This window comes from Aeromonas sp. FDAARGOS 1402 (assembly GCF_019046925.1).
Classification (GTDB): Bacteria; Pseudomonadota; Gammaproteobacteria; order Enterobacterales; family Aeromonadaceae; genus Aeromonas; species Aeromonas caviae.
Genome location: NZ_CP077201.1, coordinates 2,225,410 through 2,250,587, shown reverse-complemented (window position 1 = coordinate 2,250,587; position 25,178 = coordinate 2,225,410). Strand labels below are relative to the sequence as shown.

At 63.2% G+C, this 25,178-nt stretch carries 27 protein-coding genes; 20 read left to right on the top strand and 7 right to left on the bottom strand.

Annotated features, from left to right (window positions below):
* Positions 1-85: 85 nt before the first annotated feature.
* Positions 86-2,539, bottom strand: coding sequence for an ATP-dependent helicase HrpB (gene hrpB / locus I6L32_RS10820; RefSeq protein WP_216945157.1), 2,454 nt, complete (start codon positions 2,537-2,539; stop codon positions 86-88).
* A gap of 184 nt (positions 2,540-2,723) precedes the next feature.
* On the opposite strand from hrpB, the gene thpR reads away from it, so the two are divergent.
* From thpR to I6L32_RS10775, 9 genes are all read left to right on the top strand, one after another.
* Positions 2,724-3,269: an RNA 2',3'-cyclic phosphodiesterase gene (thpR, locus tag I6L32_RS10815; protein ID WP_109422518.1), complete on the top strand. Its 546-nt coding sequence runs from the start codon at positions 2,724-2,726 to the stop codon at positions 3,267-3,269.
* Positions 3,266-4,009 carry a DNA/RNA nuclease SfsA gene (gene sfsA, locus I6L32_RS10810; RefSeq protein ID WP_216945068.1) on the top strand — a complete coding sequence of 248 codons (744 nt, stop codon included), beginning with the start codon at positions 3,266-3,268 and terminating at the stop codon, positions 4,007-4,009. The genes thpR and sfsA overlap by 4 nt, the downstream gene beginning before the upstream one ends.
* 119 nt (positions 4,010-4,128) lie before the next feature.
* Positions 4,129-4,578, top strand: a complete 450-nt coding sequence (dksA, locus tag I6L32_RS10805) for an RNA polymerase-binding protein DksA (protein ID WP_029314801.1) — start codon at positions 4,129-4,131, stop codon at positions 4,576-4,578.
* Positions 4,579-4,687: 109 nt separating this feature from the next.
* Positions 4,688-5,590 (top strand): tRNA glutamyl-Q(34) synthetase GluQRS, encoded by a 903-nt coding sequence (gene gluQRS, locus I6L32_RS10800; RefSeq protein ID WP_182935267.1) that lies wholly within the window; start codon positions 4,688-4,690, stop codon positions 5,588-5,590.
* A 100-nt stretch (positions 5,591-5,690) separates the two neighbouring features.
* A complete protein-coding gene (gene pcnB, locus I6L32_RS10795; RefSeq protein ID WP_029314802.1) occupies positions 5,691-7,181 on the top strand; it encodes a polynucleotide adenylyltransferase PcnB in 1,491 nt (496 codons plus the stop codon).
* A gap of 10 nt (positions 7,182-7,191) precedes the next feature.
* Positions 7,192-7,689: a 2-amino-4-hydroxy-6-hydroxymethyldihydropteridine diphosphokinase gene (folK, locus tag I6L32_RS10790; RefSeq protein ID WP_039040848.1), complete on the top strand. Its 498-nt coding sequence runs from the start codon at positions 7,192-7,194 to the stop codon at positions 7,687-7,689.
* A 20-nt stretch (positions 7,690-7,709) separates the two neighbouring features.
* A complete protein-coding gene (gene panB / locus I6L32_RS10785) occupies positions 7,710-8,504 on the top strand; it encodes a 3-methyl-2-oxobutanoate hydroxymethyltransferase (RefSeq protein WP_103858011.1) in 795 nt (264 codons plus the stop codon).
* Between the two features lie 96 nt (positions 8,505-8,600).
* The gene (panC, locus tag I6L32_RS10780; protein ID WP_010675575.1) at positions 8,601-9,455 is read left to right on the top strand and encodes a pantoate--beta-alanine ligase; all 855 of its coding nucleotides are present in this window, start codon (positions 8,601-8,603) and stop codon (positions 9,453-9,455) included.
* 20 nt (positions 9,456-9,475) lie between these two features.
* Positions 9,476-9,823 carry a putative quinol monooxygenase gene (locus I6L32_RS10775; RefSeq protein WP_010675576.1) on the top strand — a complete coding sequence of 116 codons (348 nt, stop codon included), beginning with the start codon at positions 9,476-9,478 and terminating at the stop codon, positions 9,821-9,823.
* A gap of 59 nt (positions 9,824-9,882) precedes the next feature.
* On the opposite strand, the gene I6L32_RS10770 is transcribed toward I6L32_RS10775, so the two are convergent.
* The 3 genes from I6L32_RS10770 to hpt form a co-directional block, all read right to left on the bottom strand.
* The gene (locus tag I6L32_RS10770; protein ID WP_010675577.1) at positions 9,883-10,656 is read right to left on the bottom strand and encodes an ABC transporter permease; all 774 of its coding nucleotides are present in this window, start codon (positions 10,654-10,656) and stop codon (positions 9,883-9,885) included.
* Positions 10,653-11,570, bottom strand: coding sequence for an ABC transporter ATP-binding protein (locus I6L32_RS10765; protein ID WP_039040845.1), 918 nt, complete (start codon positions 11,568-11,570; stop codon positions 10,653-10,655). The genes I6L32_RS10770 and I6L32_RS10765 overlap by 4 nt, the downstream gene beginning before the upstream one ends.
* Positions 11,571-11,682: 112 nt before the next feature.
* A complete protein-coding gene (gene hpt / locus I6L32_RS10760; protein WP_216945065.1) occupies positions 11,683-12,213 on the bottom strand; it encodes a hypoxanthine phosphoribosyltransferase in 531 nt (176 codons plus the stop codon).
* 201 nt (positions 12,214-12,414) lie between these two features.
* On the opposite strand from hpt, the gene I6L32_RS10755 reads away from it, so the two are divergent.
* A complete protein-coding gene (locus tag I6L32_RS10755; RefSeq protein WP_029314803.1) occupies positions 12,415-13,029 on the top strand; it encodes a TetR/AcrR family transcriptional regulator in 615 nt (204 codons plus the stop codon).
* A gap of 72 nt (positions 13,030-13,101) precedes the next feature.
* Here I6L32_RS10755 and I6L32_RS10750 read toward each other — a convergent pair whose 3' ends face one another.
* Together I6L32_RS10750 and mpl are read right to left on the bottom strand one after the other, a co-directional pair.
* Positions 13,102-13,713, bottom strand: a complete 612-nt coding sequence (locus I6L32_RS10750) for a flavin prenyltransferase UbiX (RefSeq protein WP_103259575.1) — start codon at positions 13,711-13,713, stop codon at positions 13,102-13,104.
* The gene (mpl, locus tag I6L32_RS10745; protein WP_216945063.1) at positions 13,710-15,080 is read right to left on the bottom strand and encodes a UDP-N-acetylmuramate:L-alanyl-gamma-D-glutamyl-meso-diaminopimelate ligase; all 1,371 of its coding nucleotides are present in this window, start codon (positions 15,078-15,080) and stop codon (positions 13,710-13,712) included. Before mpl ends, I6L32_RS10750 begins: the two co-directional genes overlap by 4 nt.
* Positions 15,081-15,313: 233 nt before the next feature.
* Between mpl and ppa the strand changes: the two genes are divergently transcribed.
* Positions 15,314-15,844 carry an inorganic diphosphatase gene (gene ppa / locus I6L32_RS10740; RefSeq protein ID WP_005335667.1) on the top strand — a complete coding sequence of 177 codons (531 nt, stop codon included), beginning with the start codon at positions 15,314-15,316 and terminating at the stop codon, positions 15,842-15,844.
* A 25-nt stretch (positions 15,845-15,869) separates the two neighbouring features.
* Here ppa and I6L32_RS10735 read toward each other — a convergent pair whose 3' ends face one another.
* A complete protein-coding gene (locus tag I6L32_RS10735; protein WP_010675583.1) occupies positions 15,870-16,220 on the bottom strand; it encodes a hypothetical protein in 351 nt (116 codons plus the stop codon).
* Positions 16,221-16,343: 123 nt separating this feature from the next.
* Between I6L32_RS10735 and I6L32_RS10730 the strand changes: the two genes are divergently transcribed.
* From I6L32_RS10730 to I6L32_RS10690, 9 genes are all read left to right on the top strand, one after another.
* Positions 16,344-17,222 carry a hypothetical protein gene (locus tag I6L32_RS10730; RefSeq protein WP_042880471.1) on the top strand — a complete coding sequence of 293 codons (879 nt, stop codon included), beginning with the start codon at positions 16,344-16,346 and terminating at the stop codon, positions 17,220-17,222.
* Positions 17,223-17,427: 205 nt separating this feature from the next.
* Entirely contained in the window at positions 17,428-17,970 is a 543-nt protein-coding gene (locus I6L32_RS10725; protein WP_010675585.1) for a YtfJ family protein, read from the top strand.
* Positions 17,971-18,013: 43 nt separating this feature from the next.
* Positions 18,014-18,304, top strand: a complete 291-nt coding sequence (locus tag I6L32_RS10720; RefSeq protein ID WP_080768013.1) for a hypothetical protein — start codon at positions 18,014-18,016, stop codon at positions 18,302-18,304.
* A gap of 36 nt (positions 18,305-18,340) precedes the next feature.
* Positions 18,341-18,931 carry a DUF2796 domain-containing protein gene (locus I6L32_RS10715; protein ID WP_109112832.1) on the top strand — a complete coding sequence of 197 codons (591 nt, stop codon included), beginning with the start codon at positions 18,341-18,343 and terminating at the stop codon, positions 18,929-18,931.
* 4 nt (positions 18,932-18,935) lie between these two features.
* Positions 18,936-19,622 (top strand): ABC transporter ATP-binding protein, encoded by a 687-nt coding sequence (locus I6L32_RS10710; RefSeq protein ID WP_039040841.1) that lies wholly within the window; start codon positions 18,936-18,938, stop codon positions 19,620-19,622.
* Between the two features lie 58 nt (positions 19,623-19,680).
* Positions 19,681-20,928: an ABC transporter permease gene (locus I6L32_RS10705; RefSeq protein WP_039040840.1), complete on the top strand. Its 1,248-nt coding sequence runs from the start codon at positions 19,681-19,683 to the stop codon at positions 20,926-20,928.
* A gap of 31 nt (positions 20,929-20,959) precedes the next feature.
* Positions 20,960-21,436, top strand: a complete 477-nt coding sequence (locus I6L32_RS10700; protein WP_216945062.1) for a DUF3299 domain-containing protein — start codon at positions 20,960-20,962, stop codon at positions 21,434-21,436.
* 121 nt (positions 21,437-21,557) lie between these two features.
* The gene (locus I6L32_RS10695) at positions 21,558-22,406 is read left to right on the top strand and encodes a TIGR03899 family protein (protein WP_041213881.1); all 849 of its coding nucleotides are present in this window, start codon (positions 21,558-21,560) and stop codon (positions 22,404-22,406) included.
* A gap of 237 nt (positions 22,407-22,643) precedes the next feature.
* Complete coding sequence (locus tag I6L32_RS10690) at positions 22,644-24,272, top strand: PAS domain-containing methyl-accepting chemotaxis protein (RefSeq protein ID WP_216945061.1); 1,629 nt, start codon at positions 22,644-22,646, stop codon at positions 24,270-24,272.
* Positions 24,273-25,178: the final 906 nt, after the last annotated feature.

Here is a 25,178-nt window from a genome sequence, read left to right as displayed (position 1 = left end):
GAGCGGCCTGCGATGCCTGTTGTGGAGGGGGACTGTGCCACCGCCATCTTGTTCTGATCGTACCGACCGATCACTGTCCCGTCGGCTACTCCTGCAATCCCATCTTCTTCTTGGTCACCCGGGTCGGCATCGCCTCCAGCGGGTTGTCCGGCCAGTAGTGACGGGGGTAGCGCCCCTTCATCTCTTTTTTCACCTGCTCATAGGATCCCGCCCAGAAGGCCGCGAGATCCGCGGTGATCTGCAAGGGGCGCTGGGCCGGGGAGAGCAGCTCCACCACCAGGGGCACCCGGCCATCGGCCACGCATGGGGTGGCGCCCAGCCCGAACATCTCCTGGATGCGCACCGGGATCGCCGGCGCCTGACCCGGCTGGTAGCGGATCCGCACCCGGCTGCCAGTCGGTGCGGTGAAGTGGCTCGGCAGCGCCTCGTCCAGCCGCCTTGGCAAGGGCCAGGGCAGAGACTGGCGCAGGATGTCGCTCATGTCGAGCCGCTTCAACTGCTCCAGCCGGGTCATGCCGCTCACCGCCGGCAGCAGCCACTGCTCGAGGTCGGCCAGCAGGCTCTCCTCATCCATGGCGGGCCAGGCTTCGTCGGGCAGCCAGTCGCGGGCGCAGCGCAAGCGGGCCAGCAGCCCCTCGCTGCTCTCGTCCCAGGGCAGCACGTGCAGCCCCTTGCGCCGAATGCCCTGCAGCAGGCAACGCCCCTTCTGTTCATCGGAGAGATCCGTCAGCGGCCGCTGGCCGAGCACCAGCTCGCCGAGCACCTGCTGGCGCTCCGCACGCACCCGTTCCTCCCGATCGTCCCAGTCGAACCACTGGCGCTCGCCGACTAGCTCGGGCAGCTGGCGCACCAACTCATCCAGCGCCACCGGCTCGGCGATGAAGATGCGGCTGCCGCGCTCGTTCTGACCCATTTCGACGGCCACGATGGCCCCCTGCCCCTGGCAGGGATGCCCTTCTACCAGATCGCAGCTCACCCCGCCACTGAGCTGATAGCGGCTGCCACTGCGCAGCTTGCCGATGCGATCGGGCCAGGCGAGGGCGCACAGCAACCCCAGCCATTGACCCTGCGGGCTGCTTGCCCGCACGCCGAGCCGCTCGAACCAGCGGGCCGCCCCCTGGCGCAGGGCGCCCTGACGGCGGTGGAACAGCACGGACAGGCGCTCCGATCCTCGCAGATCTTCTTCCAGCAGCGCCACCAGGAAAGCCGCATCGGCGACAATCCCTGTCAGACCCTCGGATTCCAGCTCCCGGGCCCGCAGCAACATGCGGGCGAGGCGGGGATGGGTGCCGAAGGCCGCCATGGCACGGCCTGCCGGGGTAAGTTGTTGCTCACCCTCCGGGGCCATGGCGCCCAGGGCCACCAGCAACCGCCGGGCGCTGGCCACGGCGGCAGGGGGCGGCATGTCCAGCAGGGGCAGCGCCTCCACCCGGGCCCCCCACTGGGCGGCGTCCATCAGCAGGCCGGTGAGCTCTTGCGTCAGGATGTCGGGGGGGCTCTGCTCGGCGAGGCGCTCCTGCACCTCGCTGCTCCAGAGCCGGTAGCAGACGCCGGGGCCAAGCCGCCCTGCCCGCCCCGCCCGCTGGGTGGCGGAGGCTTTGGCGATGGGCCGGGTCTCCAGCCGGGTAACGCCGCTCTTGATATCGAAGGTGGCGCGCCGCTCCAGTCCGCTGTCGATGACCACGGAGATCCCCTCGATGGTGAGGGAGGTCTCCGCCACGTTGGTGGTGAGCACCAGCTTGCGACGACCCGCAGGCGCAGGCTCGATGGCCGCTTGCTGGGCCGCGAGGTCAAGACGGCCATAGAGGGGAGCCAGGGTCACATCCCCTGGCAACCGCCCTTCCAGCCACTGTGCCAGCCGCTCTATCTCCCCCTGTCCCGGCAGGAACACCAGGGCACTGCCAGCCTGACTGGCGAGCGCCTCCAGCACCACGGCGCCGACCTGGGGCTCCAGCCACTGCTGGCGATTGGCGGGGCGATAGTGGTACTCGATGGGAAAGCCGCGCCCCTCGGAGCGCACCACGGGGGCACCTGGCAGCAGGCGCTCCAGGGCCATGCCATCCAGGGTGGCGGACATCACCAAGAGCTTGAGATCATCGCGCAACCCCTGCTGGCTTTCGATGGCGAAGGCCAGCGCGGTATCGGCGTGCAGGCTGCGCTCGTGGAACTCGTCAAAGATGACGAGCGACACGCCGGTGAGCTCAGGATCCTGCTGCAGCATCCGGGTCAGCACCCCCTCGGTCACGATCTCGAGCTGGGTCTGGCTGCTGGTGCGGCTCTCCCCGCGCACACGCAGGCCGATGCGCTCGCCCACCTTCTCCCCCAGCTGACGCGCGAGGAAGCTCGCGATGTTGCGCGCCGCAAGGCGCCTGGGCTCCAGCATGATGATGCGCCCGGGCAGCCGGTGCTGGCGCACCAGCTCCAGGGGCAGCAGGGTCGATTTGCCCGCGCCGGGGGGTGCCTGCAGGATCACGCTGGTATGGTTGTCGAGGGCTGCAATGAGTTCGGGCAACACCGGGACGATGGGGAGGGAAGACAAAGCGATGGGCACCTTCTGTGACACTTCTGAAAAGGGGTCCATTCTGCCACAGCCTCCCGGCCATCGTAAGCGCCCCTGCCGGGCAGGGGCAGGAAGCGTCAGGTGCAACACGGCAAGACATCCCGGGAGCGGCTGCCATAGAATGGCCCTTATCCGATACCCATCACGAGGACCAACACGCCGCATGCCCAAACTCTTCTTTGCCCTGCCCCTGCCAGAGCTTGCCCCCGAGCTTGCAACCTGGCGAGACCAGCGCCCCTGGCCCGGCCAGCCGGTGCCCGAGAGCAACCTGCACCTGACCCTGGCCTTTCTCGGGGAGGCCGACGAAACGACCCAGGCTCGCCTGATCGCGGCCGCCGAGCGACAGCACTGCCCCCCTTTCAGCGTCCATCTGGATCAGACCGGCTGGTTTCAGCGCGCCAAAGCCGCCTGGGTGGGGCCCGGTGAGTGGCCGAACGAGCTGACCGTGCTCGCGAGGGCACTGCGCCGCCACGGTGAAAAACTCGGGCTGGGCAACGGCGAGCAGGGCTATCGCCCCCACGTCACCCTGTCGCGCAAGGCGGGCGAGGCCCCCGGCGAGCTGCCTGCGCCGGATTTTCTGCTCAGGGCCGATCGCTTCTGCCTCTATCAATCCGTCAGCACGCCGGACGGTGTCCACTACGAACCGCTCGCCTGCTGGCCCCTGCGGGCCCGCGTCAAAGAACCGCACCGCGAGGAGCTCACCCCATGATCTTCGATCCCCCCCTGCAGTCCGGGCAGCTGATCTCACGCTACAAGCGCTTCCTGACGGATGTCGCGCTCAACAACGGCGAGGTGATCACCATCCACTGCGCCAATACAGGTGCCATGACCGGCTGCGCCCTGCCGGGCACCCGGGTCTGGTACTCCACATCCGACAACCCCAAGCGCAAGCTGCCAAACAGTTGGGAAATCGCCGAGAGCCCGGCGGGTCACTTCATCTGCGTCAACACGGCCCGTGCCAACCAGATCGCCCGGGAGCTCATCGAACAGGGCGCTCTCTCCCCCCTGGCAGGTTATGCCAGGCTGCGCACCGAAGTGAAATACGGGGAAGAGAACAGCCGCATCGACCTGCTGCTGGAAGATGACAACAGGCCGGATTGTTACATCGAGGTGAAATCCGTCACCCTGCTCGACGAGCGGGAGCAACCCGGCATGGGGTACTTCCCCGATGCGGTCACCACCCGCGGCGCCAAGCACTTGCGTGAATTGATGGCCATGAAGGCGGCAGGGCACCGGGCCGTGCTGCTGTTCATGGTATTGCACTCCGGCATCGCGAGAATGCGCCCTGCAGCCCATATCGATCCGCACTATAGTCAGCTTGTTGAACAGGCGATGGCGGCAGGGGTTGAAATTTTATGCTATCGCCCCCATGTTGGGGTGCAGGGCATGGTGGCTCAGGATTTTATCCCATTTGAATCTGACCATATGCTACCCGAGGGCGGAGAATAAATGCAGAAGTGGGTAACATTATTGATAAGGCTTGTTTGCCTCCCGTTGACCCTTCTGCTATAGATGTCGCCCTCAATTTATGGATGGCACGGGTAGCGTGCTGAATTAGGAGACAGGGCATGCCAACAGGCGAAAACAGGAAATCTCTGGGCCCCCTGGCCATTGCGGGTGTAGAGCCTTACCAGATGAAAGCCGGTGAGGAGTACATGAATGACCAACAGAAGGTACATTTTCGCAAGATCCTGGGAGCCTGGCGCAACCAACTGATGCAGGAAGTTGATCGCACCGTCGACCACATGAAGGATGAGGCTGCCAACTTCCCGGATCCCGTGGATCGCGCCGCGCAAGAAGAAGAGTTTGCTCTCGAACTGCGCACCCGCGACCGTGAACGCAAGCTGATCAAGAAGATCGAGAAAACCTTGCTGCTGCTCGAAGAAGATGACTTCGGTTACTGCGAGCATTGCGGCATCGAGATCGGCATCCGCCGTCTGGAAGCCCGTCCGACCGCAGACCTCTGCGTGGACTGCAAGACGCTGGCCGAGATCAAGGAAAAACAGATGGCTGGCTGATGCCGCCCATCCACAGAAACGAAAAGGGAGCCCAGGCTCCCTTTTTTATTGAGCTTTTGGTCGGGCCGTCCCAGAATGCAGCCTCAATGCATCGCCTACCCGAATTGCCATGGTCATGACATCCCCCCCCTCCCGACGCCCCTATGTGGGCCGCTTCGCCCCCTCACCGTCCGGTCCGCTCCACTTCGGATCCCTGGTCGCCGCCCTTGGCAGCTTCTTGCAGGCCAGGGCGCAGCAGGGACGCTGGCTGGTGCGCATCGAAGACATCGATCCCCCGCGGGAGATGCCGGGAGCGGCTGACCTTATCCTCACCACCCTGGAGGCACACGGTCTTGGCTGGGATGGGGAGGTGATGTTCCAAAGCGCGCGCCATGGCCGCTATGACGAGATCATCGATCAGCTCTATCGGGCCGGGGATCTCTACTGGTGCCGCTGTACCCGGCGCGAAATCATGGCCGCAGGGGGGTTCTACAACGGCCATTGCCGCGCTCTGGGGCTGACCGCAGAGGGGTGTGCCGCCCGTTTGCGCCAGCACCACCCGGTCTATCGGTTCGAGGATGCGCTTCAGGGAGAGATCACCGTCCCCGCGGCGCTGGCGGAGGAGGACTTCATCGTGCGCCGCCGAGACGGGCTCTACGCCTACAACCTGGCGGTGGTGGTGGATGACATGGACAGCGGCATCACCGAGATCGTCCGCGGCGCCGATCTGCTGGAACCCACGGTGCGCCAGATTGCCCTCTACCAGACTCTGGGGGCTGCCGTCCCCGATTGGGTGCACCTGCCGCTGGCGGTGCAAGCGGATGGCAACAAGCTCTCCAAGCAGAACCATGCGCCGGCGCTGTCGCAGGACGAGGTACGACCGGCCCTGTGGCAGGCGCTGCACTTTCTCGGCCAGTGCCCGCCGCCCGAGCTGATGGCGAGCCGGATCGACGAGATCATCGGCTGGGGCATCGCCCACTGGCAGCTGGCCCGGGTGCCCCGCCAGCAGAAGATCCCGCAAGGGCAAAGCTAGCCCCGGCTGCATTTCTTGCCCCAAAAGGACCAATCAAGGGGAAGCAGGCCACACCGTTTCTCATTTGGTTGGGGCTGAGCTATGATAGGCCGCTATTTTTTTGGCCTCCCGTCAATTTGAAGTCATAACGAGGTGTACCATTTTTTCCCAGATCGCAAACTTTTGCCGCAAAGTGCTCGGCAAGGAAGACGGCGAGCAGTCGGTGGAGTCCCCCATTCCGGCCCGTGTCGCCGGACAGCGCCGTACCTTGAGCCGTGACCAGCACCCGATTTCGCGCAAAGAGATCAGCGAGAATGCCCTCAAGGTGCTCTATCGCCTGAACAAGGGGGGCTATGAGGCCTACCTGGTCGGCGGCGGCGTCCGTGACCTGCTGCTCGGGAAGACCCCCAAGGATTTCGACATCGCCACCGACGCGACGCCGGAGCAGATCAAGGCGCTGTTCAGCAACTGCCGCCTGATTGGCCGCCGTTTCCGCCTGGCCCACATCGTCTTTGGTCGTGACGTGATCGAAGTGGCCACCTTCCGGGGTCACCACCATCAGGTCAATACCAGCAAGCATGTGTCGGCCCAGTCCGATGAAGGCATGCTGCTGCGGGACAACGTCTACGGCACCATCGAAGAGGATGCCGAGCGTCGCGACTTTACCGTCAACGCTCTCTACTACAGCGCCAAGGATTTCACCCTGCACGATTTCGAGGGCGGGCTGGAAGACCTGGCCGCGCGTAGACTGGAGCTCATCGGCGACCCCGAGACCCGCTACCGGGAAGATCCGGTGCGGATGCTGCGTGCCGTGCGCTTCGCCGCCAAGCTCGACATGACCATCAGCCCGCGCACCGCCGCCCCCATCCGGGAGCTCGCCCCGCTGCTGCAGGACATCCCGGCCGCCCGCCTGTTCGAGGAGACCCTCAAGCTGTTCCTGGCGGGGGACGGTCTGGCCACCTACAAGCTGCTGCGGGAATACGGGCTGTTCCAGCCGCTGTTCCCCCAGGTAGCCGCCCTGTTCACGCCCCACGGCAACTCGCCCTACGAGCAGTTCATCGAGCAGGCGCTGATGGACACCGATACCCGGGTCCGTGAAGAGAAGCGCGTCACTCCCGCCTTCCTCTACGCCACCCTGCTGTGGGGTGCCGTCGAGGCCCGCGGCCGCGTGCTGGAAAACGAGAGCGGCCTGCCCTGGTACGATGCCTTCATGCTGGCCATCAACGAGGTGCTCGACAACCAGGTGCGGATCATCGCCGTGCCACGCCGCTTCACCACGGACGTGCGCGACATCTGGGCCCTGCAACAGCGCCTGACCCGCCGCCAGGGCAAGCACCCCGAGCGCGCCATGGAGCACCCGAAATTCCGTGCGGCCTTCGACTTCCTGTTGCTGCGCAACCGGGTCGAGCGCGGCCTCGGCGAGCTGGCGAGCTGGTGGGAGCGCTATGTGGCCTCCAACCCGGACGTACGCCCGCAACTGCAACGGGAGGCGACCCGCCGCCCGGCGAGCGGCGAGCGCGCCGACTCCCGCAGCGGTGATGGCGAGAAGCGCAGCGGCAATGGCCGCAACCGCCGTCGCCCCCGTCGCCGCAAGCCGAAGTCGGCAGAGTAAGGGTCCGCCGATGATCGAGGTCTTCGTCGCCATCGGCTCCAACCTGGCCGACCCCCTCGGCCAGGCTCGTCGCGCCATCGCCGCGCTGGCGACCCTGCCCGAGTCCGAGCTGCTGCAGACCTCCCACCTTTACGGCAGCCGCCCCATGGGCCCTGCGGATCAGCCGGACTACGTCAATGCCGTGGCGCGCCTTGCCACCCGCCTCAGCCCTCTGGCGCTGCTGGACGAACTGCAGCGCATCGAGCAGGCACAGGGGCGAGTGCGCAAGGATGAGCGCTGGGGCCCCCGGACCCTGGATCTCGATCTGCTGCTGTACGGCGACGAAGTCATCCGACATGAGCGCCTGACGGTGCCTCACTATGGCATGAAGGAGCGGGAGTTCGTCCTGCTGCCCCTTGCCGAGATAGCCCCCTCCCTGGTGCTGCCCTGCGGCACCCCGCTCACCGAACTGGTTGCCCGCTGCCCGCGCAATGGACTCGCGATCCTGGCCGGTGCAGCAGGCGAGTAGAGAAGAGTAGGAACAACGTAATGAGCAAGATCACCATTACCCACCTGCAGAAAATGAAGCAGGACGGACAGAAAATCACCGCCATCACCGCCTATGACGCCACCTTCGCCAAGCTGTTCGACGACGAGGGCGCCCAGGTGCTGCTCATCGGCGACTCCCTCGGCATGGTATTGCAGGGCGGAGACGACACCCTGGCGGTCAGCATGGACGAGATGGTCTATCACACCCGCTGCGTGGTGCGCGGCACCACCAATGCCCTGGTGGTGACCGACATGCCGTTCATGAGCTACGCCACCCCGGAGCAGACCTACCAGAACGCGGCGCGCCTGATGGCGGCCGGTGCCCGCATGGTGAAGATGGAAGGGGGGGACTGGCTGTGTGACTCCATCCGCCACCTCACCCGCAACGGGGTGCCGGTGTGCGGCCATCTCGGCCTGACCCCGCAATCCGTCCACGTGTTTGGCGGCTTCAAGGTGCAGGGGCGCGACGAGTTCCACGCTCAGGAGATCTACCGCCAGGCGCTGGAGCTGCAAGCGGCCGGCATCCAGTTGCTGGTGCTCGAGTGCGTGCCCGTCTCTCTGGCAGAGCGCATCACCAAGGCGCTGCGCATTCCGGTGATCGGCATCGGTGCCGGCCCTGCCACCGACGGCCAGATCCTGGTGATGCACGATGCCTTCGGCATCACCTCCGGTTATGTGCCCAAGTTCACCAAGAACTTCCTGGCCGAGACCGGTGACATGCGTGCCGCCATTCGTCTCTATGTGAAGCAGGTGAGCGAGGGAACCTTCCCCGGCCCCGAGCACTGCTTCAACTGACTTTCTGTCGTCATGCGAGCGGGGGCCTGTGCCCCCGTCTCGCCCTCCCCCCTGACGACCCCCTCTTTTATTGATTCATCTGAAGGTGAACTGACGATGTTGGTTGTGAACAATCCCGCCGCGCTGCGCGAGCAGATCGGTCAATGGCATCGCGAAGGCCGCGCCATCGCATTCGTGCCCACCATGGGCAATCTGCATCAGGGTCATCTCACCCTGGTCGAGGAGGCCCGCCGCCATGGCGACAAGGTGGTGGTCAGCATCTTTGTGAACCCCTTGCAGTTCGACAAGGCCGAGGATCTCGCCAACTACCCCCGCACCCTGGAGCAGGATTGCGCCGCCCTGGAGGCCGCCGGTGTGGACCTGGTCTTCACCCCGACGCCGGAGATCATGTATCCCCAGGGGCTCGCCAGCCAGACCTTCGTCGAGGTGCCCGGCATCTCCAGCCTGCTGGAAGGGGCGCTGCGTCCGGGGCATTTTCGCGGGGTCAGCACCGTGGTCACCAAGCTGTTCAATCTGGTACAACCAAACGTGGCCTGCTTTGGCGAGAAGGATTACCAGCAGCTCGCGCTCATTCGCAAAATGGTGGCCGACATGGCCATGCCCATCGAGATCGTGGGCGTACCGACCGTGCGGGCCGAAGACGGGCTGGCCCTCTCTTCGCGCAACGGCTATCTGACCGCGGCCGAACGGGCCATCGCCCCCGAGCTCGCGCGCACCATGAACTGGATTGCCGAGCAGATTGAAGCGGGGAACAGTCACCTCCCCTCCCTGGTTGCCCAGGCCAGCCAACGCCTCGACAACGCGGGATTCAGGACGGATGCCATCGACATAGTCGATGCCGACACCCTGGAATCCGCCAGCGCCGAGAGCCAGCGCCTGGTGATCCTGATGGCCGCCTATCTGGGCAAGGCCCGCCTCATCGACAACCGGGTCGTCGCCCTGCGGGGTTGAGACACGGCAAGGAGACCACGATGTCCAAGAAGGTTTACTGCATCGCCCAGTTCCAACCCAAGCCGGGCCAGGAGCAGGCCCTGTTCCGCGTCCTGCAAGGGCTCGAACCCGACACCCTGCGTGAAGATGGCTGCCTGCAGTACATCGTCACCCGCCATATCCAGAGCCCCTTTGCCGAGGGGGAGAGCTTCCCCATCGTCTTCAACGAGATCTGGCGCGACATGGCGAGCTTCGAGGCCCACTGCCAGCGCGCCGGTATCAAGGCCTTCTTCGAGCGCTACTGCCTCGCGGATGATGGCCTCGCGGCCAAGTGGAACGTCTGCGTCTACAGCGACGAGCCCGCGGACTACGATGCCCCGGCCCTCTGAGACCGACATGTGCAAATAAAAGGCGCCCGAGGGCGCCTTTTTGCTGGCGGGTGCGCGCCTCAGTGGCGCAGACCGGTGCCACGGGAGATGAGCCACCAGGCCATCCCGTAGAGTACCAGGATGAAGCCGATGATGATGAGATAGGCGGTGCCGAGGGGCACGTCGGAGATCCCGAGGAAGCCGTAGCGGAACGCGTTCACCATGTAGATGATGGGGTTCACCTGGGAAACCCCCTGCCAGAACGGCGGCAGCAGGGTGATGGAGTAGAAGACGCCCCCCAGATAGGTCAGGGGAGTCAGGATGAAGGTCGGGATGATGCTGATGTCATCGAACGACTTCGCGAACACCGCGTTGATGAGCCCCCCCAGGGAGAAGAGGATGGAGGTGAGCAGCACGGTCACGCAGACGCTGAACAGATGATGGATCTGCAGCGGCACGAAGAACAGCGACACCAGGGTGACGATGAGGCCGACACAGAGGCCGCGCGCCACGCCACCGCCCACATACCCCGCGATGATGATGTAGTTGGGCACCGGCGCCACCAGCAGCTCCTCCACGTTGCGCTGGAACTTGGCGCTGTAGAAGGAGGAGGCGACGTTGGAGTAGGAGTTGGTGATGACCGACATCATGATGAGGCCGGGCACGATGAACTCCATGTAGCTGAAGCCACCCATGTCACCGATGCGCGAGCCGATGAGGTTGCCGAAGATGACGAAGTAGAGGCTCATGGTGATGGCGGGCGGCACCAGGGTCTGGATCCAGATCCGGGTGAAGCGGCTCACTTCCTTGGCCAGAATGCTCTTGAAGGCGATGTAATAGGTCATGGGGTTCATGCTTTGCGACCCTCCTCTACCAGATTGACGAACAGCTCTTCCAGCCGGTTCGCCTTGTTGCGCATGCTGAGCACCTTCACCCCCTGGGCGGAGAGCTGCTCGAACAGGCTGTTGAGGGACTGGCTCTTCTCCAGCTCCACTTCCAGGGTGTTCTCATCCTGCATCCGGCCGTTGAACTCGGGCAGGGCCGGTACGGTGGAACCCGGCACCAGATCCAGCAGGAAGGTCTCGCGACCCAGCTTGCCGAGCAGGCTCTTCATGCTGGTGTTCTCGATGAGACGGCCCTTGTCGATGATGCCGATGTTGCGGCACAGCATCTCGGCCTCTTCCAGGTAGTGGGTGGTCAGGATGATGGTCACCCCCTGCTCGTTGAGATCCTTGAGGAAACTCCACATGGAACGGCGGATCTCGATGTCCACCCCGGCGGTCGGCTCATCCAGGATCAGCAGCTTGGGCTCATGCATCAGGGCGCGGGCAATCATCAACCGGCGCTTCATGCCACCGGAGAGAGTGCGGGCGGCCATGTCGCGCTTGTCCCACAGATCGAGCTGACGCAGGTACTTCTCGGCGCGCACCTTGGCCTCGGCCCGCGGCACTCCATAGAAACCGGCCTGGTGAGTCACTATCTGGCTCACCTTCTCGAACTGGCTGAAGTTGAACTCCTGGGGCACCAGGCCGAGCTGGGACTTGGCCAGCTCCAGATCGGTATCGATGTCATGACCGAATACCTTCACCTTGCCGGCACTCTTGTTGACCAGTGAGCTGATCACGCCGATGGTGGTGGATTTGCCCGCCCCGTTGGGACCGAGCAGGGCGAAGAAATCCCCCTGTTTGACGGTGAGATCGATGCCCTTGAGGGCTTCGACGCCCCCCTGATAGGTCTTCTTCAGACCGCTGATTTCCAATGCGTTCATTGCAACCCCTGTGATGGATGAGCCCATCTCGAGACAGAAAAGGCGGCTGTGACGCCGCCTGAAGACAGTCGATGGCGGGCCGGCCAGCCTGCCTTGCTACTTCGGACCCGGCTTACTCTTGCGGTACCACCTTGCCGATGAAAGGCAGGTTACGGTACTTCTGGGCGTAGTCAATGCCACAGCCCACCACGAACTCGTCCGGGATGGAGAAGCCAAGCCAGTCCACCGGCACCTGAACCTCGCGGCGGGACGGTTTGTCCAGCAGGGTGCAGATGGCCAGGGATTTCGGCTCGCGCAGGGAGAGGATCTCGCGCACCTTGTTGAGGGTGTAACCGGTGTCGATGATGTCCTCGACGATCACCACGTCCTTGCCTTTGATGTCGTCATCCAGATCCTTGAGGATGCGCACGTCACGGGTGCTGTGCATGCCGGAGCCATAGCTGGAGGCAGTCATAAAGTCCAGGGTGATGGGCAACTGGCACTGACGGCAGAGATCCGCCAGGAAGACGCAGGAGCCGCGCAACAGGCAGATCATGACCACTTCCTCGGAGCCCTGGTAACGGGCGGTAATCTCTTCACCCAGCGTGGCGATCCGGGCTGCAACCTCGGCCTCGGGGATCATCACCTCGACAATGTGTTTCATCACATACTCCAATAATGACCAAAGGGTTATTGGCCGTTCATTAACGTCAAAACCGAGGATTCTACCACTCCAACCAGTGGGCGTCAGGCATACGTGATGCTTTTATCGGCTTATTTTAATTGATAGAGTTAGCAAGCCTTCGGGCATTATCGGTGACAATACTATAAACACCATAATCAATAACTATTAGATGAAAAAACTATGGAACCACGCGCAGAAATAAGACGTCGAACCCGGCTTTCACCGGAGGCTCGCCGTGATCAATTGATGGAGTGTGCCGTCGAGGTATTTTCCCGTCGCGGCATCGGCCGTGCGGGGCATGCCGAAATAGCCGAACAGGCAAAGGTCTCGGTTGCGACCGTTTTTAACTATTTCAATACTCGTGAAGATCTGGTCGACGAAGTGCTGACAGAAATCGAAGCCTTCGTACAGCAGATCCTCGAACAGGCTTACAACGGTCAGGGCTCCGCCAGGGAGAGCATTCACCGCCACGTGAAGCTGTTCGTTGACGCCGCCTATGACAAGCCCGATCACGCCAGCATCTGGCTGGAGTGGAGCTCCTCGGTGCGGGAAGAAGTGTGGCCTCGCTACACTCGGCTGCTGGACAAGGCGCTGGAGCGCATTGCCCCCCACCTGCAACGGGCCATCGACAACGGCGAGATCCAGAGCGTGCTGTCGGCGCAGGATCTGGCCCGCTCCCTGACCGGTTTTGGCTATGTGATGATGCAGATGATCAATCAGCCGCAGCGTCCGAGCCGGGAAGAGGTGACGGATTTCCTGTTCAAGTACGTGACGGCCCCCATCCAGGCCAGCTGACTCGCGCAGATGTTGACAAAGCGGCGCCGGGCTTTACGCCCGGCGCCGCTTTTTTGTCCGCTCCCCGCCGTATCAGTGGCTGGCATAACCCCAGCGACTGGTCAACTCATGCTCGACACCCAGGTGGTCGAGGATGCGGGCGACCATGAAGTCCACCAGATCCTCGATGCTTTTCGGTTCATGGTAGAACCCTGGCGCCGCCGGCATGATGGTCACGCCAAGACGGGCAAGCTTGAGCATGTTCTCCAGATGGATCGCCGAGAAGGGGCTCTCCCGGGGCACCAGGATGAGCTGGCCTCGCTCCTTGATCACCACGTCCGCCGCCCGCTCCAGCAGGTTGTCCGAGGTGCCGTTGGCGATCGCCGAGACGGTGCCCATGGAGCAGGGGCAGACCACCATCTGTTTGGGGGCCGCCGAGCCGGAAGCCACCGGCGAGAACCACTCCTCCTTGCCGCAGGCGACGATCTGACCCTCTTTGGCACCATATTGGCGACAGAGGTACGCCGACAGCTCCCTGGGAGAGCCCGGCCAATCCTGCTGCTGCTCGGTCTTGAGCACAACCCTGGCCGCCGAGGAGGCGAGCAGGAAGACCCGATAGTCCGCCTGCACCAGGCATTCCAGCAGGCGCAGGGCATAGGGAGCGCCGGAGGCGCCGGTCAGCGCCAGGGTGATGGCCTTGTTCATGATGCGCTCTGCTGCTCCTTGAGGCGGGCGATCAGCTTGTCGTGAATGCCACCGAACCCGCCGTTGCTCATGATCAGAATATGATCCCCTGGGCGGCTCTCGGCCACCAGAGCGCCAATCAGGGCATCAAGGGCCTCGAATACCCGGGCAGGCCGGGTCATGTGGGCCGTCACCTCCCCCAGATCCCAGCCGATGTTGGGGGGCTGGAAGAAGAACACCTGGTCGGCACCGTCGAAGCAACCGGCCAGCTCCTCCTTGTGAACCCCGAGCTTCATGGTGTTGGAGCGGGGCTCCAGCACCGCCAGGATGCGGGCCTTGCCCACCTTGGCGCGCAGGCCGCCCAGAGTGGTCTCGATGGCGGTGGGGTGGTGGGCGAAGTCGTCATAGACGCTGATGCCGGCCACTTCCCCTTTCAGCTCCATGCGCCGCTTGGGGGACTTGAACTGGCAGAGGGCGTTGATCCCGTGCTCCACCATGACACCGGCATGGCGGGCAGCGGCGATGGCCATCAGACCGTTGTTGACGTTGTGCTCGCCGATGCACTCCCAGTGCACCTCCCCCTGTTTCACGCCATCCAGCCACACCTCGAAGACGGAGCCGTCGTCCGCCAGCTTGACCGCCTTCCACTTGGCGTCGTCCTGGCCCACCAGCTCCACCTCGCTCCAGCAGCCCATCTCGCGCACGGCGGTAAGGTTGTCATCACCTTTGGGGAAGAGCACCCGGCCGTTGCTCGGCACGGTGCGCATCAGGTGGTGGAACTGGCGCTGGATGGCGGCGAGATCCGGGAAGATGTCCGCGTGGTCGAACTCCAGGTTGTTCATCACCAGGGTGCGCGGGTGGTAGTGGACAAACTTGGATCGCTTGTCGAAGAAGGCGCAGTCATATTCGTCCGCTTCAATCACAAAGAAGGGAGCCGAGCCGAGACGGGCGGAAACCGGGAAGTTGCCCGGCACGCCGCCGATGAGGAAACCGGGTTCCAGCTTGGCATACTCCAGCACCCAGGCCAGCATGCTGGCGGTGGTGGTCTTGCCATGGGTGCCCGCGACGGCCAGCACCCAGCGATCTTTCAGCACGTGCTCCAGCAGCCACTGGGGGCCGGAGATATAGGGCAGATTGCGGTCCAGCACATATTCCACACAGGGGTTGCCACGGCTCATGGCATTGCCGATCACCACCAGATCCGGCGCCGGATCGAGCTGGGAGGGGTCGTAGCCTTCGGTCAATTCGATGCCCTGTTGCTCGAGCTGGGTGCTCATGGGGGGATAGACGTTGGCGTCGGAGCCGGTCACCCGATAGCCAAGCTGTTTTGCCAACACCGCCAGACCACCCATGAAGGTGCCGCAGATCCCGAGAATGTGAATGTGCATACCGCTGCCTTTTCCAGTAAAGGGAGTGCGCATTCTAGGGTCTGTTGACCCGGTGGCACAAGCCGCCCCCATGGGGAGCGAAGGCATCGGCGCCCGCAGACGACAGAAATCGGGCAAGCGCGGGTAAAAGCCACCCTCCAGCACGCCACCCGGCCCTTGAAATATGGTCATTTGACGGGACATCGCTATAATGTCGGCCTGCAAACTTGACTCCAACACTCAAAGGAAACGTCATGAGCCTGAACCTGGTACCGGCCGGCAAGAGCCTGCCTGACGACATCTACGTCATCATCGAAATCCCGCAGAACGCCGACCCGATCAAATACGAAGTCGACAAGGACAGCGGCGCCATCTTCGTTGACCGTTTCATGTCCACCCCGATGTTCTACCCGTGCAACTACGGTTACGTGAACGCCACCCTGTCCCTGGACGGGGATCCGGTCGACGTGCTGGTTCCGACTCCCTACCCGCTGCTGGCCGGCTCCGTCATCCGCTGCCGCCCGGTCGGCGTGCTGAAGATGACCGACGAATCTGGCGAAGACGCCAAGATCGTGGCCGTTCCCCACTCCAAGCTGACCAAGCAGTACGATCACATCCAGGATGTGAACGATCTGCCCGAGCTGCTGAAAGCCCAGATCCAGCACTTCTTCGAGCGCTACAAAGAGCTGGAAGCGGGCAAGTGGGTCAAAGTGGAAGGTTGGGGCGACAAGGCCGCTGCCGAAGCCGAAATTAAGACCTCTGCCGAGCGTTACGCTGCAAAATAAGCGTATTCCTCGCAAAAAAGGCGCCTTATGGCGCCTTTTTTATTGGTCGTTGCGGGGACGCTCCGGGGGGATCCCCCTGGATATAGAGGTCGCGCCCGTTTTGCCGATAGGGGCGGTAATAGTCATCACCGCAGCGATATTCCTGACCGGCACCTCCCACCAGATCGCAGTTGACCGGCAGCACCTCCAGCCACTTGATGGCCTGCTGGAAGCGCAGCCACTCCTGCCATTCATGCTCCCGGGCCAGCTGATCCCGCAGGGCGAAGGTATCCGCGCTGGACAATCCCTGATTGACGATGACCTGCCCCGCCAGCGCCGGCGTGGCCACCAATATCAGCAGAAACCGTGAAACAAGCTTCATGATGATTTCCCCCATGACTTATTTCCTGAATTAAATTTAAAGTCAGATCAGATAATTACCAATATATCTGTCACCAGACCAATCCAAATGCCGGTCACTCACCTAGTTGTTTATTATCAACCCAGGCGGAGGCGCACCATGAAACTGGCACAAGGCTTTCTGTGCAGTCTGCTCTTCGGCACCATGGCGCAGGCCAACGAGATCAACCTGAGCTGGCAGTGGCAATCTGCGGATGGTCAGCAAAAGCACCTGCAATTGACGGCGGATGAGCGCACCTTTTCAGCCAGCCGTCACGAGATGACACAGCTCGACACCGCCCTCAACTTCCCGCTGGAAACACTCTACTCCTACATCAGTCCACGCCTCTACAACAGCATCAACCAGATCAACCAGCACAGCCCGGAGACGGCCACCAAGTTCCGCAACCTGGAACAGGCCTTTACCCTGCACGACAGCAGCCTCGAATCCGCCCAGTTCTGGCAGGCCTACCGGCAATATCAGGAGGACGCCTTCTACGAGATGCGGGTCCAACCCTGCGTTCACCCGGCCAATCAGAAGCTGCCCTGTGTGCGCCCCAACTACTCCCAGCTGTTCTATCAGTTCAAGGGAGACCTCAAACCCCTGGCACAGCAGTTTTCGGCCAAGGATCTCGCCACCAGCGTCATCCTGCTGCAGGAGTGGCTGAGCGGCATCCCCACCCCGCCCGAGCAGATGGACCACTTCGCTCCGCCCTTGCAGGCCCTGCAGGACAACAAGGCCGACAGCGACGAGAAGGCGCTGCTCATGGCCAGTCTGCTGGCGGAGCTGGCGCCCCAGTACAGCCTCAGCATCATCTATCCGAACATCAGCATAGGCAGCGTCTCGCCGGCCTGGCTCGCCATCACGGCCGACAGCGGCCTTGAGGGAGACACCCTGGTGATCGGCAATCAGCGCCACGTGCTGCTCACCGGCTCTCCCCTGCTGGCCCAGCAGATGACCATGGCCCAGATTCCCTTGATCAGCGAACCGCTCTACTAGCCTCTTCTGACCATCACTTGCTTTTGATGGATGACATGCCATCCTTGCCGCCGTCATTGGGGGGATGGCGCCCATGTTGACAAGATCACCGTCGCACCCTGCATTATTTAACACTTTTTAAACAGATCCGATCAGTTTAGGATGTTCAGGGTCCCATTCCCTCGACCCAAAAATCGTTATAACATCACAAAGGAGTGTCATCCGGATGAAACATCTCGTGCTTACTCTGGCGCTGCTGCCAACCCTGGTCATGGCCCACAACATCAAGGAATCAACCCAGGTGCCGCTGGTCAACATCAGCGACAAGGGGGAGCTGGTGCTCAAGGAGAAGGAGATCAGCTATCAGCCCTGGCAGAGCAAGGTCCTGACCGGCAAGGTCTTCCTGATCCAGCACATCGCGGGTCGCTCCAGCGCCAAGGAGCTCAATGCCCCCATGATCGAGGCGATCAAGGCGGCCAAGCTGCCCCACGACAAGTACCAGACCGTCACCATCATCAACAGCAATGACGCCATCTGGGGCACGTCCGGTTTCGTGAAGAGCAGTGCCGAGGACAGCAAGAAAGAGTTCCCCTGGTCCGCCATGGTGCTGGATGCCAAGGGGATGGCCCGCAACGCCTGGGCGCTCACCCCGGAAAGTTCGGCCATCATACTGCTGGATAAAGAGGGCAAGGTGCTGTTTGCCAAAGATGGCCAGCTCGATGCCGCCGAGATAACCAAGGTGATGGGGCTCATCCAGTCCCATCTCTGAATCAGAGAGAAGGGCGCTGATGGCGCCCTTTCCACAAGGGTCTATGGGTCGTTCCACACTGACAATCTGGGTGTTGCTGCTGGGCTGGTTGTGGATGCAACCGGCGCTGGCACAGCACCCTCTTGAAGCAGCCCTGCCCGATCACGGTCATGCCTGCACCCTCTGCGTCCTGCATCTGGATGGCAAGCTGGCACTGACGCCGACCCCCGTTCTCCCTCCCCTCTCCTCTGGCATCGACCGGTATATCGGCACTCCCCAACCGAGGGCGGCCACCGGCACCACGGGACATCGCCGTATCCGTGCCCCGCCGCCCCTTCATTGTTTCTTTTTTTGAACCAATCTTTTCTCTATTTATTCAAAAGGATTAACGATGAAAGCAGTCACCCTGTTGCTGGCCGCTGCCGCCTTCGGCGCCCAGGCCCATCACGACGAACACGAAAGCCACAGCCACGGTGCCCATGAGCACGGTCACGGCCACCTCAACCTGGTACTCGACGGCAACCAGCTGATGATCGAGTTGCAGGCCCCTGCCGCCGATCTGGTGGGCTTCGAGCATGCCGCCAACACCGATGAGGAGAAAGCGCAGTATGCCAAGGCGGTGGCCCGCCTCCAGCAGCCCGACGCCCTCTTCCGTTTCGACCCGGCCGCCGGCTGCAAGCTGACCCAGCAGGAACTGCAGGCCGCCAAGGAAGATCATGACCATGAGCACGAGCACGAGCACGAGCACGAGCACGACAAGGCTGATGGCGCTCACGATGAACACCATCACGACGACGCGGGCCATGCGGACATGGGGGCCATGTACACCTACACCTGCGCAACCCCGGCCAAGCTCACCGGTCTCGAGGCCACCCTGTTCAGCCTCTACCCGAGCCTGGAGAAGCTGAGCGTGCAGGGCATACTGCCCACCGGCCAGACCGCCGCCGAACTGACTCCGTCCGCCAACAAACTGGGCTGGTAACACCATGAAACATGCCGTGGTTGAGATCCGTGATCTGGCCTTTGCCTGGCCGGGTCACGAAGCCGTCCTCGATCTGCCCGCCCTTCGCATCCACGAGGGTGAGCGCGTCTTCATCAAGGGCCCATCGGGTTGTGGCAAGTCCACCCTGCTCGGGTTGCTGGCCGGTATCCAGACCGCCAACCACGGCACCCTGGAGGTGCTGGGCCAGCCCCTGGCCCGGCTTTCCGGCCGCGCCCGTGACCAGTTCCGGGCGGCCAATCTGGGGTACATCTTCCAGCAGTTCAATCTGCTGCCGTTTCTCTCGGTGCAGGACAACGTCACCGCTGCCCTCACCTTTTCACCCGCCAAGCGGGCCCGCCTGACAGGGAGCCCCGAGCAGGAGGCGCGCCGCCTGCTGGCAGAACTGCAACTGCCGGATGAAGCGCTCCATCGCCCCGTCCACGCCCTCAGCATCGGCCAGCAGCAGCGAGTCGCCGCCGCCCGCGCCCTGATAGGCTCCCCTCCTCTGGTGATCGCCGACGAGCCCACCTCGGCCCTGGACACCGACAACCGGGCCGCCTTCATCCGGCTGCTGTTCGAGGAGTGTGACAAGCAGGGATCTACCCTGGTCTTCGTCAGTCACGATCCCTATCTGGAGCCCCTCTTCCCCCGGGTGGAGAACCTGCAACAGCTCAACCGGAGGGCGGCATGACCACACGCCATCATCTCGCAGCCCGTCCGGCCATCTCCCCTTCACTGCGGAGGCTCTCATGCTGAAACTCGCCCTGCAAAGTCTCTGGGCCCGTCGCCTCACCGCCGGGCTCACCCTGCTGGCCGTCGCCATCAGCGTCACCCTGCTGCTCGGGGTGGAGCGGGTGCGCAGTCAGGCACGGGACAGCTTCGCCAACACCGTCTCCGGCACCGATCTCATCGTCGGCGCCCGCTCCGGCCAGGTGAACCTGCTGCTCTATTCGGTGTTTCGCATCGGCAACCCCACCAACAACGTGGGCTGGGACTCCTACCAGGCCATCAAGGCCAGGCCCGGTATCGCCTGGACCATCCCCCTCTCCCTTGGCGACTCCCACAAGGGGTTTCGCGTGCTCGGCACCAATGGGGACTACTTCACCCACCTGAAGTACGGCCAGCAGCAGGCGCTCGTCCTGCGCGAAGGCCGCCCCTTCGAAACACCGTTTGAAGCGGTGCTGGGTGCCCAGGTGGCCGAAAAGCTCGGCTATCACCTGGATCAATCCATCGTCATCGCACATGGCGCCGGCAACACCTCGTTCAGCCAGCACGACAACATGCCGTTCAAGGTGGTGGGGATCCTGGCCCCCACCGGCACCCCCATCGATCGCACCATTCATGTGCCGCTGGCGGGCATAGAGGCGATCCACCTGGGCTGGGACACCGGTCGTCACAGCAAGAACGTGACCCCGGAACAGGCGATGGCGCTGGATCTCACCCCCAAGACCATCACCGCCTTCATGGTGGGGCTGAGCAACCGGATCCTGGCGTTCCAGTTGCAGCGCAGCGTCAACACCTATCCCAGGGAGCCCCTGATGGCCATCCTGCCGGGAGCCGCCCTGCAGGAGCTCTGGGGGTTGATGAGCGTGGCGGAGACCGCCCTGTCGGTGATCGCGGGCTTCGTGGTGGTGGCGGGCCTCATCGGCATGCTGACCACCCTGCTCGCCGGCCTCAACGAGCGGCGCCGCGAGCTCGCCATTCTGCGCTCGCTGGGGGCGGGCCCTGCCCACCTCTTCCTGCTGCTGGCGCTGGAGGCGATGGCGCTCACCACGGCGGGCATCGCCCTCGGGGTGGCCGCTCTCTATCTCGGTCAGGGGCTTGCTAGCCCCTGGCTGCTCAGCCACTATGGCCTGCAAATGAGCCTGGGTCTGCCGAGCGCCTATGAGTGGCAACTGCTGGGCCTGGTCTGGCTGGCGGGCATGGTGATCGGGCTGCTGCCTGCCGCCCGCGCTTACCGCTACAGCCTGAGCGACGGCATGAGCATTCGCGTCTGACCCGACGCATCCGACCAAGAGAGAAGAACAGATGATGAAGTGGAAAATAGTGGCGCTGCTGGCCAGCCTGCTGGTGCTGCCTGCCATGGCCGCAGATTACAAGACCATCGACTGGGATATCCTCATCCCGGAGGGGGAAAAACTGCTGCCACCGCCCCAGGTCAGCCATGATGGCGACTTCTCCTCGGTGCCGCAGCCGGTGGGGGGCGTCAACAAGACGCTGGACAATCAGGAGGTGCGGATCCCCGGGTTCGTAGTGCCCCTGGAAGGGGATGCCAAGACCATCACCGCCTTCCTGCTGGTCCCCTACTTCGGCGCCTGCATTCACGTGCCGCCCCCGCCCACCAACCAGGTGATCTACGTGAGCTACCCCAAAGGGGCGCCGGTGGATGACCTCTGGGACGCCATCTGGGTCAAGGGCAAGATGCACACCGTCAGCTCCAGCCACGAGATGGCCACCGCCTCCTACTCCATGGACGCGGTCGAGGTCAGCGTCTACGAAGAGTGAGCCCCTGATGGCCTCCCCCGGGAGGTCATTTTTTTATCCCGTGACGACCCCGGCAAAGGGATTGTTCATGGATCTGGTTGGAGTAACATTCACTACCAGACCTTGCCATCACGGAGCCAGCATGGCTGACCTGCCCCCCAAGAAAGAGAGTTCCATCCTGAGCAGCCAGGAGCAGACCCTGCGCCTGGCCCGCAGCCGCGGCATCGATGGCATGCTCACCCGCAACAGCGACAGCACCTTTGAGCAGCGCGCCACCTTTCGCCAGCTGGCGGAGCAGGCCACCCGCCAGCGCAATCTGGAATCCATCATGGTGATGGCCGCGCGCCACTGCGAAGAGACTGCCGCCGGCGGCGAGATAGACAGCGACTGGCTCACCCGCTTCCTGCAACTGGCCGAAGACATCAGCATGACCCCCATGCAGCAGTTGTGGGGCCGCATCTTCGCCCTGGAAGTCGCCACCCCGGGCCGCTTCTCCATCCGGGCCCTCAATACCCTCAAGGAGATGACCCAGCGCGAAGCCCAGCTGTTCCAGCGCATCTGCGCCCTCTCCTGCCACTACGAGGGCAGCGACGAGCAGCGCCTGCTGCTGGGCATGCACAAGGGGGCCAGCCTGCTCAGTCGCGCCAAGGTCACCCGGATGGGGCTCGGCAAATACCGGGTGCCCTACAGCGCCCTGCTGCTGCTGTGCGATCTCGGGCTGCTGCACCGTGGCGAGCTCGAATCCGGTCCCCTGCCCGCCGACGGGGTCGAGCTGGCCTTTGGCAACCAGCGCTGGCGTCTGCGCCAACGCCAGAGCAACCTCACCCTGCTCTATTACCGGCTCACCCCCATCGGCAACGAGCTTGCCCTGCTGCTGGACGAGCCCCCTTTGGAGGAGTACCTGCAGGATCTGAAGACCCTGCTCTCCACCCACCTGCAGATAGAGACCCAGATACCGGCCCCGGTCAGCGAGCCGGATCTGCCCGCCTGAGACTGGCGGAGGCCCAGGCCCCGCCTTGCCAAATTGCGAAACCCGCCACGCCATTGCCAAAACGGCTCCCAAAAAGCGAATCCTGACGGCCGGGACAGACGCGAGCCCGGGCCATGTACGGCCCTCTGCGGGTTTTGAGCGCAAAAGATACATATAGAACGCAATTTAAGCGTTTTTGGGCACTCTGGTGTACGAATTGCAACCAGACTCTCTTTCCTCTGTCAGGCAGGAAGTACCATGAGAGTCAATCAACCCGTTACCCAGCGTGAGCGCCTCTACCCGTCGCACCAGAACCTGATTTCCACCACGGATCTGGAGAGCCGCATCACCTATGCCAACGACGAGTTCTGCCAGATAGCCGGCTTCACCCTGGAGGAGCTGCAAGGGGCACCCCACAACCTGGTCCGCCACCCCGACATGCCGCCCCAGGCGTTTGCCGACATGTGGCGCCATCTGCGGGAAGGCAAAAGCTGGATGGGCCCGGTCAAGAACCGCTGCAAGAACGGGGATCACTACTGGGTCAACGCCTTCGTCACCCCCATTCAGGACGCAAGCGGCAAGGTGGTGGAGTACCGGTCGGTGCGCACGGCGCCGGACGACGCGATCAAGCAGCGTGCGGAGCGGGTCTATGAAGAAATGCGCCGCGGCAAGACCCCCCGGGCCCTGCGCCTGCCCCCCTGCTGCCACACCCTGGGGATCCACCTCTGCCTGATGGCGTTGCTGGCCAGTCTGGTCACCCTCGGCTATCAGCACGGCCCGGGCTGGCCTCTGCTCATCGGCGCCCTGCCCCTGGTGGTTGTGCTCGTCATCTGCCAGACCCTCTCCCGGCGCCTCGCCCGGCTGGAGACCCTGGCCCGCCACCCTTTCGACAACCCCTTGATGCAACTGCTGTATACCGGCCGGGTCGATCGTCTGGCTGCCGTCGAGCTCGCCATGAAGATGAACCAGGCCGAGTTCAATGCGGTGCTGGCCCGCACCCAGCAGACCTGCCAGCAGATCGTGCAGGCGGCGCAGACGGATCTGAACAATGCCGAGTCCATCACCGGCAACCTGCAACAACAGCAGGCCCAGACCAACCAGGTCGCGACCGCCATCACCGAGATGACGGCGTCCATTCGCGAAGTCTCCCACAGCTCGAGCGCCTCCTCGGACAGCCTGGACAACACCGCCGTGCTGTTTCGGGAGGGCAATCGCAGCGTGCTCGATACCGTGGCGGCGGTGGAAGGGGTTCACGGCGAGCTGCTCACCTCCCGCGCCGTGATAGAAGCGCTGGCCAGCCAGTGCCGCGCCATCGACGGCATCCTGGACGTCATCAACAACATCGCCAACCAGACCAACCTGCTGGCCCTCAATGCGGCCATCGAGGCGGCCCGGGCGGGCGAGTCCGGTCGCGGCTTCTCGGTGGTGGCGGACGAAATCCGCACCCTGGCCATCAAGACCCAATCCTCCACCGGCGAGATCCAGCAGATGATAAGCCTCTTGCAGGCCAGCGCCGGCGATGCCCAGCAGGCCATGGCGCAAGGGGAGCAGCTCTCCGCCAGTTGCCGCCTCAAGGCCGCCGCCACCGGCGATATCCTGCAACAGATAAGCGAACGCCTGTTGCAGGTGACCGCAGGCAGCAACCAGATAGCCCAGGCGGTGCAGGAGCAATCCCTGGTCACCCAGGACATCCACCACAGCGTGCTGGACATCAAGCGTCTGGCCGACGACTCCAGCCAGGGCAGCCGCCACGCCGTGCAGGGCATCATTGCCCTCGTGAAGCAGCTCGGGGATCTGGAGCGGCTGGTACGCCAGTTCCAGCAGCATCCCGCCACCCGGCCAACCAGCACCGCCCTGACCAGCGGCCAACCCCTGCTGGCCCGCTAAGCCTTCACGGAGCAAACCAGACCCAAAGACCGTGCGCTAACAACAAAAACGGGCCCCTGCCGCCACCGGCAGCGGGCCCCTCTTTTGGGTGGTGCATGGGCGTCTGAGCGGGTTTCAAATTCGAGTCCTCGACTGAACCCGCGGCTCTTTCGCCCCCTCCCAACCACCTGCTCGCCCGTGCCAGGCCACCCCTCTCGGCTGCACCGCATGGCACTCGGCAGGGCAATGACCTCGCTCACTCTCCCATCCATACACCGTGAATCGTGGGCCTTGAGCGGGAAAGCGGGAACGCGTTGCGCCTTGAGAGCCTTCTTATCCAACCTGACGCAGGCCCCGCTGTCCCCCCAATTTATTGATCTTGCCCGAGAAATCACCCGATCCCCCTTCCCTAACCAGCTCCGTTCGGTAACATGGCAATCGGGATCACCTCTTGTCGGAGTCAGCCATGAACCAGACCGGAGCCACAGGAAAAGTGCAGCAGGCTGGAGGCTGAAATTCAGGGGCGGTAGCGTGTTTTTTGCCGGTTGGTGCAGAGCGCAGCGGCGCCCAACAAACGAGCATGGTCACATGAACCAGAGTGGGATAAAGAGGGATGGGGTCGAACGGTAACTAAAAATAGGTGATGCAACCAAAGTCAGACTGGACTTCCAGCCACGTTGTATTGTTCCTGATGAGGTTGATGTCCCTCTCGGTTTTGGCGTTGAAATTCTATTTTCTGCTGCACACATGATCGATATTGAACGACCACCTCAAGAGTATATTGATTGGCAATGAGGTCAAAAGCCAGAGGGAACCTGGTCACGAAACGGATGCACAATCGATGGGTAAAAAGAAACTTTCATCGCTCGGTGTTTTCAGCCCCATTGACCTAAATGGTTATTTTTGTTGCCGCAGAGTTTAGCGGTT

Coding starts and splice junctions, on each gene's coding strand:
- thpR (WP_109422518.1), top strand. CDS start 2,724: ATGCCCAAACTCTTCTTTGCCCTGCCCCTGCCAGAGCTTGCCCCCGAG.
- sfsA (WP_216945068.1), top strand. CDS start 3,266: ATGATCTTCGATCCCCCCCTGCAGTCCGGGCAGCTGATCTCACGCTAC.
- dksA (WP_029314801.1), top strand. CDS start 4,129: ATGCCAACAGGCGAAAACAGGAAATCTCTGGGCCCCCTGGCCATTGCG.
- gluQRS (WP_182935267.1), top strand. CDS start 4,688: ATGGTCATGACATCCCCCCCCTCCCGACGCCCCTATGTGGGCCGCTTC.
- folK (WP_039040848.1), top strand. CDS start 7,192: ATGATCGAGGTCTTCGTCGCCATCGGCTCCAACCTGGCCGACCCCCTC.
- panB (WP_103858011.1), top strand. CDS start 7,710: ATGAGCAAGATCACCATTACCCACCTGCAGAAAATGAAGCAGGACGGA.
- panC (WP_010675575.1), top strand. CDS start 8,601: ATGTTGGTTGTGAACAATCCCGCCGCGCTGCGCGAGCAGATCGGTCAA.
- I6L32_RS10775 (WP_010675576.1), top strand. CDS start 9,476: ATGTCCAAGAAGGTTTACTGCATCGCCCAGTTCCAACCCAAGCCGGGC.
- I6L32_RS10770 (WP_010675577.1), bottom strand. CDS start 10,656: ATGAACCCCATGACCTATTACATCGCCTTCAAGAGCATTCTGGCCAAG.
- I6L32_RS10765 (WP_039040845.1), bottom strand. CDS start 11,570: ATGAACGCATTGGAAATCAGCGGTCTGAAGAAGACCTATCAGGGGGGC.
- hpt (WP_216945065.1), bottom strand. CDS start 12,213: ATGAAACACATTGTCGAGGTGATGATCCCCGAGGCCGAGGTTGCAGCC.
- I6L32_RS10755 (WP_029314803.1), top strand. CDS start 12,415: ATGGAACCACGCGCAGAAATAAGACGTCGAACCCGGCTTTCACCGGAG.
- I6L32_RS10750 (WP_103259575.1), bottom strand. CDS start 13,713: ATGAACAAGGCCATCACCCTGGCGCTGACCGGCGCCTCCGGCGCTCCC.
- mpl (WP_216945063.1), bottom strand. CDS start 15,080: ATGCACATTCACATTCTCGGGATCTGCGGCACCTTCATGGGTGGTCTG.
- ppa (WP_005335667.1), top strand. CDS start 15,314: ATGAGCCTGAACCTGGTACCGGCCGGCAAGAGCCTGCCTGACGACATC.
- I6L32_RS10735 (WP_010675583.1), bottom strand. CDS start 16,220: ATGGGGGAAATCATCATGAAGCTTGTTTCACGGTTTCTGCTGATATTG.
- I6L32_RS10730 (WP_042880471.1), top strand. CDS start 16,344: ATGAAACTGGCACAAGGCTTTCTGTGCAGTCTGCTCTTCGGCACCATG.
- I6L32_RS10725 (WP_010675585.1), top strand. CDS start 17,428: ATGAAACATCTCGTGCTTACTCTGGCGCTGCTGCCAACCCTGGTCATG.
- I6L32_RS10720 (WP_080768013.1), top strand. CDS start 18,014: ATGGGTCGTTCCACACTGACAATCTGGGTGTTGCTGCTGGGCTGGTTG.
- I6L32_RS10715 (WP_109112832.1), top strand. CDS start 18,341: ATGAAAGCAGTCACCCTGTTGCTGGCCGCTGCCGCCTTCGGCGCCCAG.
- I6L32_RS10710 (WP_039040841.1), top strand. CDS start 18,936: ATGAAACATGCCGTGGTTGAGATCCGTGATCTGGCCTTTGCCTGGCCG.
- I6L32_RS10705 (WP_039040840.1), top strand. CDS start 19,681: ATGCTGAAACTCGCCCTGCAAAGTCTCTGGGCCCGTCGCCTCACCGCC.
- I6L32_RS10700 (WP_216945062.1), top strand. CDS start 20,960: ATGATGAAGTGGAAAATAGTGGCGCTGCTGGCCAGCCTGCTGGTGCTG.
- I6L32_RS10695 (WP_041213881.1), top strand. CDS start 21,558: ATGGCTGACCTGCCCCCCAAGAAAGAGAGTTCCATCCTGAGCAGCCAG.
- I6L32_RS10690 (WP_216945061.1), top strand. CDS start 22,644: ATGAGAGTCAATCAACCCGTTACCCAGCGTGAGCGCCTCTACCCGTCG.